The sequence below is a fragment of the Pseudomonas sp. KB_12 genome, assembly GCF_052114545.1.
GTDB lineage: Bacteria > Pseudomonadota > Gammaproteobacteria > Pseudomonadales > Pseudomonadaceae > Aquipseudomonas > Aquipseudomonas brassicacearum.
Window position 1 is genome coordinate 63,498 of record NZ_JBFREY010000009.1, and the last position, 17,841, is coordinate 81,338.

14 protein-coding genes are annotated in these 17,841 nt (G+C 57.9%); 10 read left to right on the plus strand and 4 right to left on the minus strand.

Annotated elements, in window-relative coordinates; genetic code table 11:
* Nucleotides 1–34 precede the first annotated feature (34 nt).
* The 7 genes from AB4Z20_RS09430 (at nucleotide 35) to AB4Z20_RS09460 (ending at nucleotide 8,383) form a co-directional block, all read left to right on the plus strand.
* Nucleotides 35–1,393 (plus strand): glutamine synthetase family protein, encoded by a 1,359-nt coding sequence (locus tag AB4Z20_RS09430; protein ID WP_003206640.1) that lies wholly within the window; start codon nucleotides 35–37, stop codon nucleotides 1,391–1,393.
* 58 nt (nucleotides 1,394–1,451) lie between these two features.
* Nucleotides 1,452–2,816 carry an aspartate aminotransferase family protein gene (locus AB4Z20_RS09435; protein ID WP_442089786.1) on the plus strand — a complete coding sequence of 455 codons (1,365 nt, stop codon included), beginning with the start codon at nucleotides 1,452–1,454 and terminating at the stop codon, nucleotides 2,814–2,816.
* Between the two features lie 182 nt (nucleotides 2,817–2,998).
* Nucleotides 2,999–4,096, plus strand: coding sequence for a polyamine ABC transporter substrate-binding protein (locus AB4Z20_RS09440; RefSeq protein WP_214510141.1), 1,098 nt, complete (start codon nucleotides 2,999–3,001; stop codon nucleotides 4,094–4,096).
* Nucleotides 4,097–4,280: 184 nt separating this feature from the next.
* Entirely contained in the window at nucleotides 4,281–5,378 is a 1,098-nt protein-coding gene (locus tag AB4Z20_RS09445; RefSeq protein ID WP_442089787.1) for a polyamine ABC transporter substrate-binding protein, read from the plus strand.
* A gap of 61 nt (nucleotides 5,379–5,439) precedes the next feature.
* Nucleotides 5,440–6,582, plus strand: coding sequence for an ABC transporter ATP-binding protein (locus tag AB4Z20_RS09450; RefSeq protein ID WP_014340741.1), 1,143 nt, complete (start codon nucleotides 5,440–5,442; stop codon nucleotides 6,580–6,582).
* Nucleotides 6,579–7,499: an ABC transporter permease subunit gene (locus AB4Z20_RS09455; protein WP_057449505.1), complete on the plus strand. Its 921-nt coding sequence runs from the start codon at nucleotides 6,579–6,581 to the stop codon at nucleotides 7,497–7,499. Before AB4Z20_RS09450 ends, AB4Z20_RS09455 begins: the two co-directional genes overlap by 4 nt.
* Nucleotides 7,496–8,383, plus strand: coding sequence for an ABC transporter permease subunit (locus AB4Z20_RS09460; RefSeq protein WP_258689681.1), 888 nt, complete (start codon nucleotides 7,496–7,498; stop codon nucleotides 8,381–8,383). The genes AB4Z20_RS09455 and AB4Z20_RS09460 overlap by 4 nt, the downstream gene beginning before the upstream one ends.
* Before the next feature lie 734 nt (nucleotides 8,384–9,117).
* On the opposite strand, the gene AB4Z20_RS09465 is transcribed toward AB4Z20_RS09460, so the two are convergent.
* Together AB4Z20_RS09465 and AB4Z20_RS09470 are read right to left on the minus strand one after the other, a co-directional pair.
* Nucleotides 9,118–9,459 (minus strand): carboxymuconolactone decarboxylase family protein, encoded by a 342-nt coding sequence (locus AB4Z20_RS09465; protein WP_442089788.1) that lies wholly within the window; start codon nucleotides 9,457–9,459, stop codon nucleotides 9,118–9,120.
* 101 nt (nucleotides 9,460–9,560) lie between these two features.
* Nucleotides 9,561–11,966: a penicillin acylase family protein gene (locus AB4Z20_RS09470; RefSeq protein WP_442089789.1), complete on the minus strand. Its 2,406-nt coding sequence runs from the start codon at nucleotides 11,964–11,966 to the stop codon at nucleotides 9,561–9,563.
* A gap of 254 nt (nucleotides 11,967–12,220) precedes the next feature.
* Here AB4Z20_RS09470 and AB4Z20_RS09475 point away from each other — a divergent pair, with 254 nt between their 5' ends.
* From AB4Z20_RS09475 to AB4Z20_RS09485, 3 genes are all read left to right on the plus strand, one after another.
* Nucleotides 12,221–12,937: a hypothetical protein gene (locus tag AB4Z20_RS09475; RefSeq protein ID WP_442089790.1), complete on the plus strand. Its 717-nt coding sequence runs from the start codon at nucleotides 12,221–12,223 to the stop codon at nucleotides 12,935–12,937.
* Nucleotides 12,930–13,919 (plus strand): KpsF/GutQ family sugar-phosphate isomerase, encoded by a 990-nt coding sequence (locus AB4Z20_RS09480; RefSeq protein WP_253470260.1) that lies wholly within the window; start codon nucleotides 12,930–12,932, stop codon nucleotides 13,917–13,919. The genes AB4Z20_RS09475 and AB4Z20_RS09480 overlap by 8 nt, the downstream gene beginning before the upstream one ends.
* A gap of 74 nt (nucleotides 13,920–13,993) precedes the next feature.
* The gene (locus tag AB4Z20_RS09485) at nucleotides 13,994–14,965 is read left to right on the plus strand and encodes an AEC family transporter (RefSeq protein ID WP_258689675.1); all 972 of its coding nucleotides are present in this window, start codon (nucleotides 13,994–13,996) and stop codon (nucleotides 14,963–14,965) included.
* Nucleotides 14,966–15,203: 238 nt separating this feature from the next.
* Here the strand turns inward: AB4Z20_RS09485 and AB4Z20_RS09490 are convergent, their stop codons facing one another.
* Together AB4Z20_RS09490 and AB4Z20_RS09495 are read right to left on the minus strand one after the other, a co-directional pair.
* Nucleotides 15,204–17,327: a type III effector gene (locus AB4Z20_RS09490; protein ID WP_253470256.1), complete on the minus strand. Its 2,124-nt coding sequence runs from the start codon at nucleotides 17,325–17,327 to the stop codon at nucleotides 15,204–15,206.
* Nucleotides 17,328–17,338: 11 nt separating this feature from the next.
* Entirely contained in the window at nucleotides 17,339–17,827 is a 489-nt protein-coding gene (locus AB4Z20_RS09495) for a CesT family type III secretion system chaperone (RefSeq protein WP_253470254.1), read from the minus strand.
* Nucleotides 17,828–17,841 lie beyond the last annotated feature (14 nt).

Consider the following 17,841-nt stretch of genomic DNA (forward strand, 5'->3'; position numbering starts at 1 on the left):
ATAGCAGTCAGGAAACTCACGCCTAGAGGCATTTATGAGTAACAACCTCGACCAGCTCACCGATTGGTTGAAAGACCACAAGATCACAGAAGTCGAATGCATGATTGGCGACCTCACCGGTATCACCCGGGGCAAGATCTCGCCGACCAACAAGTTCATCGCCGAGAAAGGCATGCGCCTGCCCGAGAGCGTTCTGCTCCAGACCGTGACGGGCGACTATGTCGAAGACGACATCTATTACGAACTGCTCGATCCTGCCGACATCGACATGATCTGCCGCCCGGACGAGAACGCAGTATTCCTTGTGCCCTGGGCCATCGAGCCCACAGCCCAGGTCATCCACGACGCCTACGACAAGCAGGGCAACCCCATCGAGCTGTCGCCGCGCAACGTGCTCAAGAAAGTGCTCAAGCTCTACGCCGACAAGGGTTGGCAGCCGATCGTCGCGCCGGAAATGGAGTTCTACCTGACCAAACGCAGCGACGACCCGGACTTTCCGCTGCAACCGCCCATTGGCCGCTCCGGCCGCCCGGAAACCGGCCGCCAGTCTTTTTCGATCGAGGCGGCCAACGAATTCGACCCGCTGTTCGAAGACGTCTACGACTGGTGCGAGCTGCAGGAACTGGACCTCGATACCCTGATCCACGAGGACGGCACGGCGCAGATGGAAATCAATTTCCGTCATGGCGACGCCCTGTCCCTGGCCGACCAGATCCTGGTATTCAAGCGCACCATGCGCGAAGCGGCACTCAAGCACGACGTGGCTGCCACCTTCATGGCCAAGCCCATGACCGGCGAGCCGGGCAGTGCGATGCACTTGCACCAGAGCATCATCGACAAGGAAACCGGCAAGAACGTCTTCTCCAATGAAGACGGGACCATGAGCGATCTGTTCCTGCACCACATCGGTGGCTTGCAGAAATTCATCCCCGAGCTGTTGCCGCTGTTCGCCCCCAACGTCAACTCGTTCCGCCGCTTCCTGCCGGACACGTCGGCGCCGGTGAACGTGGAGTGGGGCGAAGAGAACCGCACCGTGGGCCTGCGCGTGCCGGATGCCGGGCCGCAGAACCGTCGGGTGGAAAACCGCTTGCCGGGCGCCGATGCCAACCCGTACCTGGCGATTGCCGCGAGCCTGCTGTGTGGCTTCATCGGCATGGTCGAAGGCATCAACCCGAGCGCGCCGGTGGTGGGCCGAGGCTACGAACGCCGCAACCTGCGTTTGCCGCTGACCATCGAAGACGCCCTGGAACGCATGGAAAACAGCACCACCATCGAGAAATACCTGGGCAAGAAATTCATCACAGGCTACGTCGCGGTCAAGCGGGCCGAGCATGAAAACTTCAAGCGCGTCATCAGTTCGTGGGAGCGGGAATTCCTGCTCTTTGCCGTCTGAAGCGCCGGGCGGGGCTGCTTCAGGCAGCTTCGCCCTCACCGATAACAGGAGAATTGGCATGACCCGCAATAACCCGCAAACCCGTGAATGGCAGGCCCTGAGCAACGATCACCACCTGGCGCCGTTCAGCGACTTCAAGCAGCTCAAAGAGAAAGGCCCGCGCATCATCACCCACGCCAAGGGTGTCTACCTCTGGGACAGTGAAGGCAACAAGATCCTCGACGGCATGGCCGGCCTCTGGTGTGTGGCCGTCGGTTATGGCCGCGAGGAACTGGCCGACGCCGCCAGTCAACAGATGCGCGAGCTGCCGTACTACAACCTGTTCTTCCAGACCGCCCACCCGCCAGTGCTGGAATTGTCCAAAGCCATCGCCGACATCGCCCCTGAAGGCATGAACCACGTGTTCTTCACCGGCTCCGGCTCCGAGGGCAACGACACCATGCTGCGGATGGTCCGCCACTATTGGGCGATCAAGGGCCAGCCGAACAAGAAAGTCATCATCAGCCGCAAGAACGGTTATCACGGCTCGACCGTGGCCGGCGCGAGCCTGGGTGGCATGACCTATATGCACGAGCAGGGCGACCTGCCGATCCCGGGCATTGTCCACATCGCCCAGCCTTACTGGTTCGGCGAAGGCGGCGACATGAGCCCCGAAGAGTTCGGTGTGTGGGCGGCCAACCAGTTGGAAGAAAAGATTCTGGAGCTCGGCGTGGACAGCGTCGGCGCCTTCATCGCCGAGCCGATCCAGGGCGCCGGTGGCGTGATCGTGCCGCCGGACAGCTACTGGCCGCGCATGAAGGAAATCCTCGCCAAGTACGACATCCTGTTCGTGGCCGACGAAGTGATCTGTGGCTTCGGCCGTACCGGTGAGTGGTTCGGTACCGATCATTACGGGTTGAAACCGCACATGATGACCATCGCCAAGGGCCTGACCTCCGGCTACATCCCCATGGGTGGGCTGATCGTGCGTGACGACGTGGTCGCGGTGCTCAACGAAGGCGGCGACTTCAACCACGGGTTTACCTATTCCGGTCATCCGGTGGCCGCGGCAGTGGCCCTGGAAAACATCCGCATCCTGCGCGACGAAAAGATCATCGAGCGCGTCCATGCTGAAACGGCACCCTATTTGCAGAAGCGTTTGCGGGAACTGAACGATCATCCGCTGGTGGGTGAAGTGCGCGGGGTCGGTTTGCTGGGGGCGATCGAGCTGGTTCAGGACAAGGCCACGCGCAAGCGCTACGAAGGCAAGGGCGTGGGCATGATCTGCCGGCAGTTCTGCTTCGATAACGGGCTGATCATGCGCGCGGTGGGCGACACCATGATCATTGCGCCGCCGCTGGTGATCAGCAAGGCCGAGATCGATGAATTGGTGACCAAGGCGCGGCAGTGCCTGGACCTGACGCTCAGTGCGTTGCAAGGCTAAGTGCTAGGCTCTGAGCGAGGTGCCTGCGAGGGCCTCGCCCAGCGAGAATAAAAGGCTGGGCTTGTGTTGAAAGCCTGGCCTGTAACTTGCCAGACTACCGGCTGTTCAAGTTGCCCGCGAGCCGGCTACTGAACTGTGGCTAAGAAGAATAACTGGAGCATTTTTTCATGAAGGCATTAGGTATGAAGATAGCTGGCAAGACCCTCCTCGCCATGTCCCTGATGGGCGTGATGGCGGGCGCTGTTCAGGCGGACGATAAAGTGCTGCACGTCTATAACTGGTCCGACTACATTGCGCCGGACACCGTCGCCAAGTTCGAGAAAGAGTCGGGGATCAAAGTCGTCTACGACGTGTTCGATAGCAACGAAACCCTGGAAGCCAAGTTGCTGGCCGGCAAGTCCGGTTATGACATCGTGGTGCCGTCGAACAACTTCCTGGCCAAGCAGATCAAGGCCGGGGTCTACCAGAAACTCGACAAGTCCAAGTTGCCCAACTGGAAAAACCTGAACACCGACCTGCTCAAGGCCGTTTCCGTGAGCGATCCGGGCAACGAACACGCCTTCCCGTACATGTGGGGTTCGATCGGCATTGGTTTCAACGCCGAGAAGGTCAAGGCCGCGCTGGGTGCCGACGCGCCGACCAACTCGTGGGACCTGCTGTTCAAGCCGGAAAACGCGGCCAAGCTGAAAGCCTGTGGCATCAGCTTCCTCGACTCGCCGACCGAGATGATCCCGGTGGCACTGCACTACCTGGGCTATCCGACCGACAGCCAGGACAAGAAACAGCTGGCTGAAGCCGAAGCGCTGTTCCTCAAGATCCGTCCTTCGATCGGCTACTTCCACTCCTCCAAGTACATCTCCGACCTGGCCAACGGCAACATCTGCGTAGCGGTCGGCTACTCGGGCGATATCTACCAGGCCAAGTCCCGTGCGGCCGAAGCCGGCGGCAAGGTTAAAGTCAGCTACAACATTCCGAAGGAAGGTGCTGGCAGCTTCTTCGACATGGTCGCCATCCCCAAGGATGCCGAGAACGTCGAGGGTGCCTACAAGTTCATGACCTTCCTGCAGAAGCCGGAAATCATGGCTGAAATCACCGACACCGTGAGCTTCCCGAACGGCAACGCGGCCTCCACGCCGCTGGTCAACAAGGAAATCACCAGCGACCCGGGCATCTACCCGCCGGCAGACGTGCAAGCCAAGCTTTACGCGATTGCCGACCTGCCAGCCGCGACCCAGCGGATCATGACCCGCAGCTGGACCAAGATCAAATCCGGTAAATAAGCCGGCCTGAAGCATCTTCCTGTTGTCGCTGCCATCGCGGCGGCGGCAACAGGAGCAATTAAATAACTAAAAGTTTTGCTGGATCGGTTTATCGAGGGTAAGTTGCGCGCCGGTTTTGTTGCAGGGCCTCTCTTGGCCAAGTAACGGGGGCAACTTGGGCCCAACTATTTAAGAGGACCTCCACGTGCCAGTCTTTTCTTTGTTACGTAACGCCTTGCTGGTCGGCGCCGGACTGACGCTCGCCGTCAGCGTCCAGGCCGCCTCCACCGTGCATATTTATAATTGGTCGGACTACATCGGCGAGACCACCCTGGCGGATTTCGAAAAAGCCACTGGCATCAAGCCGGTGTATGACGTGTTCGATTCCAACGAAACCCTGGAAGGCAAGTTGCTGGCCGGGCGTACCGGTTATGACGTGGTGGTGCCGTCCAACCACTTCCTGGGCAAGCAGATCAAGGCCGGGGCGTTCCAGAAGCTCGACAAGGCGCAGTTGCCCAACTACGCCAACCTCGACCCTGTGCTGCTCAAGCGCCTGGAAAAGAACGACCCGGGCAACCAGTACGCCGTGCCTTACCTGTGGGGCACCAACGGTATCGGCTACAACGTCGAGAAGATCAAGGCGGTCCTGGGCGTCGAGAAGATCGATTCGTGGGCCATGCTGTTCGAGCCGGAAAACATCAAGAAGCTGTCCAGTTGCGGTGTTTCGTTCCTCGACTCGGGCGACGAGATGATCCCGGCGATGCTCAATTACCTGGGCCTGAACCCCAACAGCGAAGACCCTGAAGACTACAAGAAGGCCGAGGCCCAGCTCCTCAAGATCCGGCCTTACGTGACCTACTTCAACTCCTCCAAGTACATCTCCGATCTGGCCAACGGCGAGATCTGCGTGGCCGCCGGTTTCTCCGGCGACATCTTCCAGGCCCGCGCCCGTGCCAGTGAAGCCGGCAAGGGTGTCAACATCGCCTACGTGATCCCCAAGGAAGGCGGCAACCTCTGGTTCGACATGCTGGCGATTCCGCGCGACGCCACCAACATCAAGCAAGCGCATGCCTTCATCAACTATGTGCTCAAGCCTGAAGTCATCGCCCAGGTCAGCGACACCGTCGGTTATGCCAACCCGAACCCCAAGGCTGGCGAGCTGATGGATCAGAAAGTACGCACCGACGAAGCGGTTTACCCACCGCAAGCGGTCGTCGACAAGCTCTACGTCAACTCCGAGTTGCCGCCCAAGATCCAACGACTCATGACCCGCAGCTGGACCAAGGTCAAGTCGGGTAAATAACGTCAACACTCTTAGGTTCGTCCACGTGGGGCGAACTGCAAATTCTGTGGGAGTTTCGTAAATGGCAGTTGCCTCCGGCGCCTATAAGAAAGCCCTCGAGGGCGACCAGACACCCAAGCAGGTGTTGGTCAAAATCGACCGGGTCACGAAGAAGTTCGACGAGACGATTGCCGTGGACGATGTGTCCCTGGAAATCAAGAAAGGCGAGATATTCGCCTTGCTCGGCGGTTCGGGATCGGGCAAATCCACCTTGCTGCGCATGCTGGCCGGTTTCGAGCGGCCCACCGAGGGACGGATTTTCCTCGATGGCGTGGACATCACCGACATGCCGCCCTACGAGCGGCCGATCAACATGATGTTCCAGTCCTACGCCTTGTTCCCCCACATGACCGTGGCGCAGAACATCGCCTTCGGCCTGCAGCAGGACAAGATCCCGAAAGCCGAGGTCGATGCCCGCGTGGCTGAAATGCTCAAGCTGGTGCAGATGAGCCAGTACGCCAAGCGCAAGCCGCACCAGCTCTCCGGCGGCCAGCGTCAACGCGTGGCCCTGGCCCGTTCGCTGGCCAAGCGCCCGAAGCTGTTGCTGCTCGACGAGCCAATGGGCGCCCTGGACAAGAAGCTGCGCTCGCAAATGCAGCTTGAGCTGGTGGAGATCATCGAGCGGGTCGGCGTGACCTGCGTCATGGTGACCCACGACCAGGAAGAGGCCATGACCATGGCCGAGCGCATCGCGATCATGCACCTGGGCTGGATCGCCCAGATCGGCAGCCCGATCGACATCTACGAAACCCCGACCAGCCGGCTGGTCTGCGAGTTCATCGGCAACGTCAACATCTTCGAGACCGAAGTGGTGGACGATGCCGAAGGCCACGCGGTGCTGACCTGCAAGGACCTGGACCGCAACATCTACGTGGGCCACGGCATCAGCACCTCGGTGCAGGACAAGTCCGTGACCTACGCCATCCGCCCGGAAAAACTGCTGGTCACATCCGAGCAGCCGACCTGTGAGCACAACTGGTCCAGCGGCAAGGTCCATGACATCGCCTACCTGGGCGGCCACTCGGTGTTCTACGTCGAGTTGCCGAGCGGCAAGCTGGTGCAGTCCTTCGTCGCCAACGCCGAACGCCGCGGCCAGCGTCCGACCTGGGGCGACCAGGTATTCGTCTGGTGGGAAGACGACAGCGGCGTGGTACTTCGCTCATGAACATGCGCAAACTCAAACGCCGACTCGATCGAATAACGCCCGGTGGCCGCCAACTGGTCATCGGGGTGCCCTTCATCTGGCTGTTCCTGTTCTTCATGCTGCCGTTCTTCATTGTCCTGAAGATCAGCTTCGCTGAAGCCGACGTCGCCATCCCGCCGTACACTGAGATCTACAGCTACGTCGACCAGAAGCTGCAGGTGCTGCTCAACCTCGCCAACTACGCGATGCTGAGCGAGGACGAGCTGTACATTGCCGCCTACCTTGGCTCGCTGAAGATGGCCCTGATCAGCACGGTCTTGTGCCTGCTGATCGGTTATCCGATGGCCTACGGCATCGCCAATGCCCGCAAAGAGATGCAAACGGTGCTGGTGCTGCTGATCATGATGCCGACCTGGACCGCGATCCTGATCCGCGTCTATGCGTGGATGGGTATCCTCAGCAACAACGGCTTGCTCAACGGCTTTTTGCTGAGCATGGGTTGGATCAGCGAACCGCTGCAGATCCTCAACACCAACCTGGCGGTGTATATCGGAGTCGTCTACTCCTATCTGCCGTTCATGATCCTGCCGTTGTACGCCAACCTGGTGAAGCACGACGCCAGCCTGTTGGAGGCTGCGTCGGACCTGGGTTCGAGCACCTTCAACAGTTTCTGGAAAATCACCGTGCCGCTGTCCAAGAACGGCATCGTCGCCGGTTGCATGCTGGTGTTCATCCCCGTGGTGGGCGAGTTCGTGATCCCGGAACTGCTGGGTGGTCCGGAAACCCTGATGATCGGCAAAGTGCTGTGGCAGGAATTCTTCAACAACCGTGACTGGCCGGTGGCATCCGCCCTGGCGGTGGTGATGCTGGCGATCCTGATCGTGCCCATCATCCTGTTCAACCGCAGTCAGGCCAAAGAAATGGAGGGCAAGGAATGAAGCGCTTCAGTTTTTCAAGCCTGATGCTGGTGCTGGGTTTGCTGTTCATCTACGCACCGATGCTGATCCTGGTGATCTACTCGTTCAACGCCTCGAAACTGGTGACGGTGTGGGGCGGTTGGTCGATCAAGTGGTACGTCGGCCTGCTGGACAACAGCCAGTTGATGGGCTCGGTGATGCGCTCGCTGGAAATCGCCTGCTACACGGCGATTGCCGCGGTGGCCCTGGGTACGCTGGCGGCTTTCGTGCTGACCCGCATCACCCACTTCAAGGGGCGCACGCTGTTCGGCGGCCTGGTCACCGCGCCGTTGGTGATGCCGGAAGTGATTACCGGTCTGTCGCTGTTGTTGCTGTTCGTGGCCATGGCCCAGATGATCGGCTGGCCCCAGGAGCGTGGCATCGTCACGATCTGGATCGCCCACACCACGTTCTGCGCGGCCTATGTGGCGGTGGTGGTCTCGGCGCGCTTGCGTGAGCTGGACCTGTCCATCGAAGAAGCAGCCATGGACCTCGGTGCGCGGCCGTGGAAGGTGTTCTTTTTGATCACCATCCCGATGATCGCGCCGTCACTGGCAGCGGGTGGCATGATGTCGTTCGCGCTGTCCCTGGATGACCTGGTACTGGCGAGCTTCGTCTCCGGCCCCGGCTCGACGACCTTGCCGATGGAAGTGTTCTCGGCGGTGCGCCTGGGGGTAAAACCGGAAATCAACGCCGTGGCGAGCCTGATTCTGCTGGCGGTGTCGCTGGTGACTTTCCTGGTCTGGTTCTTCAGCCGCCGCGCCGAAGAAAGCCGTAAGCGGGCGATCCAGCAAGCCATCGAAGAAAGCGCCGCCGACTCCTGGAAACAACCGGAAGTACGCCGGGCAGAGACCGCGTCGGTCTAAATCTGTGGGAGCGAGCTTGCTCGCGAAAGCGGTGTGGCAATCGACGAAGAGGTTGAATGCCAGGCCGCCATCGCGAGCAGGCTCAGCTCCCACAGTTTTTTTGGGGCGCCTATAAATCCGCGGCCAAACGCCGATCCCATTGTGGGAGCGAGCTTGCTCGCGATAGCGGTGTGGCAGTCGACGAAGAGGTTGAATGCCCGTGCGCCATCGCGAGCAAGCTCGGCTCCCACAGTTTTTTGGGGCTCCTATAAATCCGCGGCCAACCGCAGATCCCATTGTGGGAGCAAGCTTGCTCGCGATAGCGGTGTGGCAGTCGACGAAGAGGTTGAATGCCAGTCCGTCATCGCGAGCAAGCTCAGCTCCCACGGTTTTTTTGGGGCGCCTATAAATCTGCGGCCAAACGCAGATCCCATTGTGGGAGCGAGCYTGCTCGCGATAGCGGTGTGGCAGTCAATGAAGAGGTTGAATGCCAGTCCGCCATCGCGAGCAAGCTCGGCTCCCACAGTTTTTTGGGGCGCCTATAAATCCGCGGCCAAACGCAGATCCCATTGTGGGAGCGAGCCTGCTCGCGATAGCGGTGTGACAGTCGACGAAGAGGTTGAATGCCAGTCCGTCATCGCGAGCAAGCTCGGCTCCCACGGTTTTTTTGGGGCGCCTATAAATCCGCGGCCAAACGCAGATCCCATTGTGGGAGCGAGCTTGCTCGCGATAGCGGCCGGCAGGTTATTGGCCTCTCACTTCTTCAACGCGTCATGGGCCTCCAGCGCGCGCAGGGAGTAGATGTACGCCGCGCCCGCGTTCAGGGACACCGCGGTGGCGAGGGTGGCGGCGATTTCTTCGCGGGTGGCGCCGGCCTTGATGGCGGCGTCGGTGTGTACGCCGATGCAACCGTCACAGCGCGTGGTGATGGCGACGGCGATGGAGATCAGCTCACGGGTCTTGGCATCGAGCACGTCGTTTTCAGCCGCGGCTTCGTCCAGGGCGATGTAGGCCTTGACCATCTTCGGATTGCTTTTGCCCAGGGCGCCAAAGGCGCTCTTGATGGTAGGCAGCAGCTCGGACCAGTTATTGAACATAGCGTTTGACTCCTGGTGGGAAAGGCGGGATTGCGCCCTTGTAGTCTTGACCATCAATGACGATCAAGCCCGTGTGGCGATGAAAAAGACTTGCGCCCGCTTCAGGGCGCCCGGGCCGGCAACAGTTTCAAGGTGCCACGGGTATTGGCCGTCACTTCCTCCTCGGCCAGGTGCGCCTGGTGATACAGCCCCTCTATGTACGCCTCGGCCTGGTCCTCGTAATGCTTGTCGAACGGCACGCCGCTCTGGCCGACGGGGTTGATGGTGACGCTGTGGGTCGGGTCGGCGAAGTCGATGATGCGCCGCGTCGAAGGCCCGTAGGTCACCGGCCACGGCGCCGGACCGATTTTGGCGGAGAGGTTGTTGGGCACCTCGTGGGTGCCCGGTGCGGCGAAGGGGCCGACGTTGAAGATCCGGTCCAGCGGCTTTTGCTGGCCCAGCGGGTGGCCGTGGGTCAGGGTATGGGCCTTGCCCCATTGCCATTGCGTGGCGTCATCGCCGAGGGCGGCCTTCAGGTGCGCCAGGCTCTTGTCCCAGGCCTTTTTCACGGTGTCGGCACGGGTCTCCGTGCCGAGAGTCGTGCGGTCATCCCACCACGGTGAATCCTTTGAAGCCGCCAGGCGTGGAAGGGCGGCGTCGATCACCCGCGTCGACAGCGCGGTTTCGAAGAAGCCGTCACCCAGCTCATCGTGCAGGGCGGCGTCGGCCAGGTTGAACAGGAACTGGTTGAACAGCGTGGCGCTGGTGGAGTCCAGGGGGTAATCGCCCGGCCATTGCTCCAGTTGTTCCACCCATTTGCGTTCCTGTGGGTCGCTGATCACCTCACGCAGCACCGGCAGCAAAGGCGCGAGCAGGCGAGGGCCGTAGGCGGTGGTGGTACCCAGTTGCAGTTTCTGGGTGGTTTCGATGTCCCACTTCGCCTGCTTGTCGCTGAGCTGACGGTTGAGTTGCTGGCCGCGGTCGGCGAGGTTGTAGTAACCGGGGATCTCGATGCCGCTGGTCGGCACCGGCTGGAAATTGGCCGAGACGATGTAGCCCCGTGTCGGGTTCTCTTCCTGCGGGTTGCTGCTGAACGGATAGAAGCCTTCCTTTTCCGCCTCCGGGCTGCTGCCGTCGAGAATGAAGCCAGGCTTCACGCCGACTGGCCGCTTGGGCAGTTGCGCGGCCGCCCACCAGCCGATGTCCCCCTTGGCGTTGGCCCACACCACGTTCAGCCCCGGCGCGTGGATCTTGGCCGAAGCGCCGCGAGCCTTGGGGAGGGTGTCGGCGCGGTTGAGCTGGTAAAAGGCCTCGAGGATCGGGTTGCGGCTTTCCAGGAATCCCCACCACATGGCGACCGGGGTCTTGCCGGCGTTCGCGCCGAGGGCATCGTTGACGATCGGACCGTGGGGCGACTGGCGCAGCACCAGCGTCACCGGCGCCTGGCCCTTGACCGCGATCTGCTGCTCGCTGCGGCTCATGTCCACCCATTTGTCGCGATACCAGACCTGTTCGGGATTGTCCGGGTTGACCTTCTCGGCGATCAGGTCCAGGTCGTCGTTCTGGAACATGGTGATGCTCCAGCCAAAATCCCGGTTCATGCCCAGCGTCGCGAAGGGCAGCAGCGCCTGGTATTGCCCGTAGAGTTCGAACCCCGGAGCCGACAAGTGCGCCTCGTACCACACCGAAGGCGTGGAAAAACGGATGTGCGGGTCACCCGCCAGCAACGGTTTGCCGCTGTGGGTGCGGCTGCCGGAGACCGCCCAGGCATTGCTGCCCTCGAACTGCGGCAGGCCGTTATCAGCCAGGGCCTGCTCGCTCAGGCGGGCCAGGGCGTTGAGGTCTTTCCAGTCGGCGGCAGCCAGCGGCAAACCGCCCTTGCGACCTTCGGCCAGCACGCCCTGGGGCTGCCAGTCCAGGTCGAAAATGTTCAGGTAGTTGGCACCCAGCACATCGCGCACATAGGTCAGCAGCGGTTCGGTGCGAAAGGCCGCGGCGAAGCTGTAGGCCATGTAGCCGGTAACGCTCACGGTGTCTTCGGCGGTGAACGGGCGCTTGGGAATGCCCAGCACATCGAATTCCACGGGCCGGGTGTGGCTGTCCTGATAGGCGTTGATGCCGTCCAGGTAGGCTTGCATGGCGCGCCAGGCCGGGGATTGTGGGTCCTGCTCGGTCACGTAGGCCGCGGCGCGCTCGCGAATGCGCAGGCTGCGCATCAGCTTGTCAGTATCGAGCAGCTTCGGCCCCAGCACCTCGGCCAGCTCACCACGGGCGAGGCGGCGCATGATCTCCATCTGGAACAGCCGATCCTGGGCATGGACATAACCGAGGGCGCGGTACAGGTCGGTTTCGTTCTCGGCGCGGATATGCGGCACACCGCGTTCGTCGTAGCGCACCGTCACCGAGCCATGCAGCCCTTGCAACTGCACCGTGCCCTGGCGGGTGGGCTGCTTGCTGTAGAGGTAGCCGCCCGCGACGATGATCGCGGTGACGATCAATGACAGGAAGGCGATGAGGGTGCGTTTCATAAAAGTCCTTTTCCTAATACCGATGGCTATCGATAAACAGCGTAGGGCATTGATCTTGAAAAAATAATAACCCGGTCAATAGCTTGATTCCTACTAAAAGAAGTTGGGTGTAAGAGGTTTCCTTCGTTTTTTTGGGAATTGAACTACAAGAATCTCATTGCTGGGGGCGTGGGCAAGGCCTATAAAAGATACGAGTGGTTACATGTGTTTCATTTGTGTGAGGTGGATCTTGAGAAAGCCGTAAGGAGGTGGGCATGTCCGAACTCATGGAGTATGTTTTTCAAAAAGTAACAGACGCTGAGCTGGTGAGTGAACCGTTCAAGTTTTTTGAAGTAAAGGACTTTGTTCCGGCAGGATTTTACAAGGAGTTTATTTCCAACTTGCCAGTGTTGGATTTATACAAGCCTTTGATGCATAAAAGCACCTTGAGAAATGGCAGCTCGACGCGATTTGAGTTGCCTTTGTCTCTTGAAGGAGTTTCGGTTGATCTTGGTAACGTTTTTTCGGGGTCTAAAGTTGCTATTGATATTGTTGAGCTTCTTTGTGGTGAGCAATTCAAGCGTCTTTTGCTAGACAAGTTTGGTTCTGATTTTGAGGTGGCTCCTTATCCGCATTTGTATAAAGATTTTGCCGGATTTGATTTGCCTCCGCACACGGATATTGTTGAAAAAGCAATGACATTTGGATGGTATCTGCCAGAAAGTACAGAACATAAAAATTCAGGGCTCGGGTTGTTTGTGAGAAGTAACGGTGGTTTTGACGAGTTTAGGAGGATTCCTTATGAGCCAAATGTGGCGTTTGCTTTTTTGAGATCGAACGATAGCTGGCATGGAGCTAAACATCATCCCAGTGTTTCCTATGAGAGAAATAGCTTGTTTGTGACGTTTTATCTAAAAAATCATTACAGGGATGGAGCTCTGTTCGTAAATGATCCAAATGTCGACCGTAAGGAGATAAGAATTCGTGAATGATAAATTATTGTCGGAAATGGGGTCTGACAGGCATCTACTCACTTTGGGAAGAGAGGTGTTGATCAGTGAGGGGCGGGCATTGATAAAACTTTCCAATGAGTTGGAGGGTAATGGGTTTGTCGATGTCGTTCGACTTATATTGGCCTGCAAGGGGCACGTGGTGATTCTAGGGGTTGGAAAAAGTGGCCATGTCGGTAAGAAAATTGCCGCAAGTCTAGCCTCTACGGGGACGCCCAGCTTTTTTATACACCCGTCCGAGGCTAAGCATGGGGACTTGGGCATGATTACGGCGCATGACCTCGCAGTACTAATATCCTATAGCGGTAGAAGTGAAGAGATTTTATCTCTGCTTCCCTATCTTCATGATCTAGGTGTAAACACCGTAGCGTTGACAAATTTTTCAGACTCGGAATTGGCATGTAAAACAAATGCGCATGTGGCGTTGAAAGTGGATAGGGAAGCCTGTCCATATAATCTGGCGCCAACCGTAAGCTCTAGTGCCACATTAGGCGTTGGAGATGCGATTGCTATGGCTCTGATGAGAATTAAGCGCTTCACGAAGGAAGCGTTCTCAAAAAATCATCCCGCCGGAAATCTAGGCAAGGTGTTGACGGTGAAAATTCGTGACGTAATGGTGAGAGGGGATAAAGTCCCTGCACTACCGCCTGGTACATTGTTCCTGGATGCGGTTAGTTATATGGCGAATAAGCGTCTTGGGTTTGTCGTTGTGGTAGATACATTCTCCAGGCCTTTGGGGGTGTTTACGGATGGCGATATGGCTCGAGTGCTCAGGGGAAATGACGATATTGCTTGTCTTAAGATTTCGGATGTTATGGAAGTCAATTTAAGATGCGTATATGAAAGCGAGCTGATTGCAGACTGTATAGGTGTTGGTGTGTCTGCAATCTTGGTTGTTGACCACAAGGGAAAACTTCTAGGTGTTTCGCACAAGCATGATCTTCTAGCTTCTGTTGCTGTGTGATTTGCAGGAAGAGTGAGTTTTTTATTGAAAGTATGTGTTCGTTTGGTTGCTGCTGATCGGCAGGTGGACTGGTTATGTTGATATTGTCTTTGAATTCCACGTTGTCTATATTTGTTTTGATACTGTTGGGTTGTTTGCTTTCGTTTGCTGGTCTTATGCGTCGCGGTGCTGATGAAATATTGAGCGACTATGTTTTTTATATTGCGCTCCCGGTAGAGATTTTTTTAACGACTCTGAAATCCGATTACACGCCGGACGTCAATATAAATGCTTATATTCAGGCGTATGCTTTGGGGGTTTTTATATTGTGGGTCCTGATTTTTATCATGTACAGGGTTTGTCTGAAGAAGAGTCTGGTGGAGGTTGGTTTAAATTTTATTGCAATAGGGCAAACAAATACCGCTTTTTTGGCGGTGCCTGTCTTCATATTGCTGTTGGGTGATTCGGCTTTGGTTGTGCCAATAATTATTTTTCAGTCTGTTGTCCTTACGAGCGTTGCGATATTTGTCATGGAAACTTCTTCCTTTTCGAAAACTGGATCTGCGGGTGTTTTCTTAAAGAAAGCCCTGTTGGTAGTTTTCAAAAATCCATTGATAGTTTCCGCGCTGATGGGGTCTCTCATTTCGCAAATTAAGCTCTCGCACATGATCGATACAGATTTTTTTATCATCGAGAGTATGGAGATGATTGCTGATACTGCGGCGCCTATTGCTCTAATAGCATTAGGTGCTTCGTTCTATGCTGGTCGTGTAGCGTCCACCATGAGAAACGACTGTAATGAAATAGTGCTGGGTGTGTTTATAAAGAATTTTTTGCATCCCGCGATTTCTTTCGTGGTGGGACAGTATTTTTTTGGACTGTCTGGCTTGCTGTTGTTTGCACTGATACTGATATCGGCAATGCCTTCTCCAAAAAATACGTTTATCTTTGCGCAAGCCTATGGTGTGTCGGTGCAGAAGTTTAATTTAATACTTTTGGCTACCACGGGGGTTTCTTTTTTTGTGGTCAATGTGGCTGGCTATTTTTTTCTTCCTGATGTGGTCTGAGGTGAAAATGCCTGAAGCGCTGAAGCGTTACCTCGATTTTGACGAAATTTCCTCAACTTCCAGCACGCGGACAGCATCAGTCTAAGCGAAGACAAACCCATCTCTTAGCGGACGTGCGTTCAGTTCGCTCTTGGCTGAAAGATGAGTTTGGTCGTAGATCAGCAGCCATGCGAGCGGGGTGAAGGGAATTTTGCAACCGGTGATCGCCGGACCATCGAACGATGGCCCGGCGAATTCATCAGCTTGGCCGGGTAGTGGGTGCTGGTTCGTTGGACGGTCCGCCCTGGGTCCGCGCTTCGCCTCGCTCTGCCAGTTGAATGTCATCGCCAGAGGCTTTTTTGGGCCTCGTTGCCAGGCTCTGGGCCCATTCGGTACCCAGGTTGAGCCCCGCGATAGCGGTTTGCGGAACGACCTGGGTAAGGCCGCGGGTCACGTGGTAGGTATTTTCGAGGTCGCGCCGCCAGCCTTCCGGCTGGGTGTGGGGCAGGCCGTCTCGGTTTGGACTTGTCACGTTCTGCAGCGGTACGTTTGCTCGCTTGGTCAGGTCGTCTTTGCCGCTCAGCGCCTTGTTTTCGAGTGGTGCCGCCACGCTGTTGGCAAAGAACGGAAGCAGCGTCAGGCCGGAGGAGAAAAAGGTGGTGACAATCTGCTCCATTTTTTCCCGCACTTCCGGATTTTCACCCACCGCGGCTGCGTCACCCACGGCTGTACGCATGGCGACCCCTTCGCCTACGCCTACGATCCGGTTGGCGTAGTCGCTGATGTTGGTCATGCTGATCGGGTTGAGCTTTCCTGTCGCTTCTGAAAATGCCTTGGGTAGCAACTCGCCCCAGTTGCGGTTTTCCTTTGTCACCCGGTAGGTGGGGATCTCCTCGTCACCGTGGGTTTGCGCATATTTCGCCACTGCCTGGCCACCCGCCATGAAGGTGCCGCCCACTGCGGAGGCCGTCGTACGGGCGACGATGCCGCCGGCGTTTACCGAGGTGAATTGATCAATGGTATCGCGCACAGCATGGGCGGCACCGAAGGCGAGGTAGCCGGTGAAGTCACCACTCATGGTGCCAAAGTTGTTCGCGTTCTGTTTGAGCTTGAAGTCGTTGCGCTTTTGTTCCTGTGTGAGGTTGAGGGTATCGCGTCCAGCGTTCTCGACCCGACGTCCGTCCTGCGTGACGACTTGCAAGGCCTTGGGATAGACCGACATCGGATCGACTTTTTCCAGGCCGGCGCCGATGGTCTTGTCGACGACGACCTGGACGAATGGGCGGATGCCGTCGCTGATTACCTTGTGAGCGGCGCCCAGGACCGTCGAGGTCGCCGCGACATGCTTGCCGTAGGAGGCGTCCGCCATTTTTTCATCTATCGAGGCAGTGATTGCGCCAAAGTGGCCCGCAGACGCCACGCCCTGCGGGATCCCCGCCCCGGCGAACACCGCCAGGCCCGTTACAAAGCCGCTCTTGGTCTTGAGGTCGGCGACATAGTCCTGGCGTGCGACGTTCTTCAGTGCGGTGTCCAGCACCTCGTTTTTCTTCGTCGCCGTTGCCAGTTCGCTTGGCGTGTTCGGCTTGTCGTCATCGGTCTTGAGCAACTCGCCAAGCTCCCCCTGGACCTCGCGTAACTGGCCCAGTTGATCCTTCGCCTGGTCGCGTGCGGCCGGGGGAAGGCTCTCGTTGCTCGCCGCTTGTTGCGCGTGCTCGATTCGGCTTTCCATGAAGGTATTCAAGCGCGTGGGCATGTCTTGCGTCATGGCTTGCATGACACCTTTGGCATAACCGCGGAAGGCTTCATGGCTATTTTGCAGCAGCTGGCGATCGTTCCCTTCCGGGGTTTTATCGATGACTTCCTGGCACAACGAATGATAGGCGCCAAGGGTATTACCCATGCGCTCGCAGTGTTTGTCCCAGACCGCTTTGAAACCGCCGTCCTCCTTCCTGTCGTCCTCGTTCTTGCCCAGGTATTCGTTGAAGTCCTTGACGAATGCCTCGGTTTCTTCGTGGCCCGACAGCATCGGGTGCGGCGTGCCGCCGAGTTCGGCGAGATGCTTCTGTACATCTTGATAACTTGTGCCTGGCGCGTAGCCCAATACTTTGCCTTCCAGGCTCATATGCTCACGTGCGTAGCCGATGGGGTCGCTCTCAGGGTTTTTCTTGCCGAGGTTGTTGACCAGTCCTGTCAGGCGCTGCTGCCGGGTCCTGAGTGTTTGCTGGGTCTTGTCGGACGCCTGTCCTTCGAAGTGATAAGGCACCAGGGGATTGGTGGAGGGCCGAACCTGCCCGGACAGGCTGGTTCCCACCGGCGTGATCCGATCATCCTGCTGGTGTAACGCCGCCGAGCTGGTGCTTCGTCCTACTGATAAATCTGGCATGTCGTGCTCTCCTAGATTGACAGGGCACTGTTGAGCCCGGTGCTACGGGGGGTGGGTTTGTGCTGGGTGGTCTTGGCGGTGTCGTTTGGGCTGGCGCCGTCGAAGAAGTAGCCATCGCGCCAAATCAACGCCATGTCGGCGGCACCGCCCATCAGCCCGAGCAGGCGCTCGGCCGTGAGGGTTTCCAGGGGGACGTGGCCGATCAGGATTACCTGTTCGCTGTCGCGGTTGTAAGACAGGGAAGGGCAGAACGCGCCGCTCAGCAGGTACAGGTTGGTTTCCAGCAGCCGTTGCAGGACCGCTTCCCGATTCGCCACCGGCAATGGCCCGAAGCTGCAATAGATAAAGATGTCTCCCTCACCCACGCCAGGGGTGTGCTTGAGGGAAAAGTCGACATCCTTGACCGACAGGTTCGCCTGCTCGTAGAACGCTGCCGGGGTAGGAATCATTGTGAGTTCGCAGAGCTGATCGATCAGCTTGCAATAGATGGGTGACGCCATGAGTGACCTCGCAT

Bases quoted from the DNA above. Each gene is read 5' to 3' on its own strand.
- AB4Z20_RS09440 (WP_214510141.1), top strand. From the start codon at position 2,999: ATGAAGATAGCTGGCAAGACCCTCCTCGCCATGTCCCTGATGGGCGTG.
- AB4Z20_RS09435 (WP_442089786.1), top strand. From the start codon at position 1,452: ATGACCCGCAATAACCCGCAAACCCGTGAATGGCAGGCCCTGAGCAAC.
- AB4Z20_RS09470 (WP_442089789.1), bottom strand. From the start codon at position 11,966: ATGAAACGCACCCTCATCGCCTTCCTGTCATTGATCGTCACCGCGATC.
- AB4Z20_RS09455 (WP_057449505.1), top strand. From the start codon at position 6,579: ATGAACATGCGCAAACTCAAACGCCGACTCGATCGAATAACGCCCGGT.
- AB4Z20_RS09460 (WP_258689681.1), top strand. From the start codon at position 7,496: ATGAAGCGCTTCAGTTTTTCAAGCCTGATGCTGGTGCTGGGTTTGCTG.
- AB4Z20_RS09495 (WP_253470254.1), bottom strand. From the start codon at position 17,827: ATGGCGTCACCCATCTATTGCAAGCTGATCGATCAGCTCTGCGAACTC.
- AB4Z20_RS09450 (WP_014340741.1), top strand. From the start codon at position 5,440: ATGGCAGTTGCCTCCGGCGCCTATAAGAAAGCCCTCGAGGGCGACCAG.
- AB4Z20_RS09430 (WP_003206640.1), top strand. From the start codon at position 35: ATGAGTAACAACCTCGACCAGCTCACCGATTGGTTGAAAGACCACAAG.
- AB4Z20_RS09490 (WP_253470256.1), bottom strand. From the start codon at position 17,327: ATGCCAGATTTATCAGTAGGACGAAGCACCAGCTCGGCGGCGTTACAC.
- AB4Z20_RS09485 (WP_258689675.1), top strand. From the start codon at position 13,994: ATGTTGATATTGTCTTTGAATTCCACGTTGTCTATATTTGTTTTGATA.
- AB4Z20_RS09465 (WP_442089788.1), bottom strand. From the start codon at position 9,459: ATGTTCAATAACTGGTCCGAGCTGCTGCCTACCATCAAGAGCGCCTTT.
- AB4Z20_RS09475 (WP_442089790.1), top strand. From the start codon at position 12,221: ATGTCCGAACTCATGGAGTATGTTTTTCAAAAAGTAACAGACGCTGAG.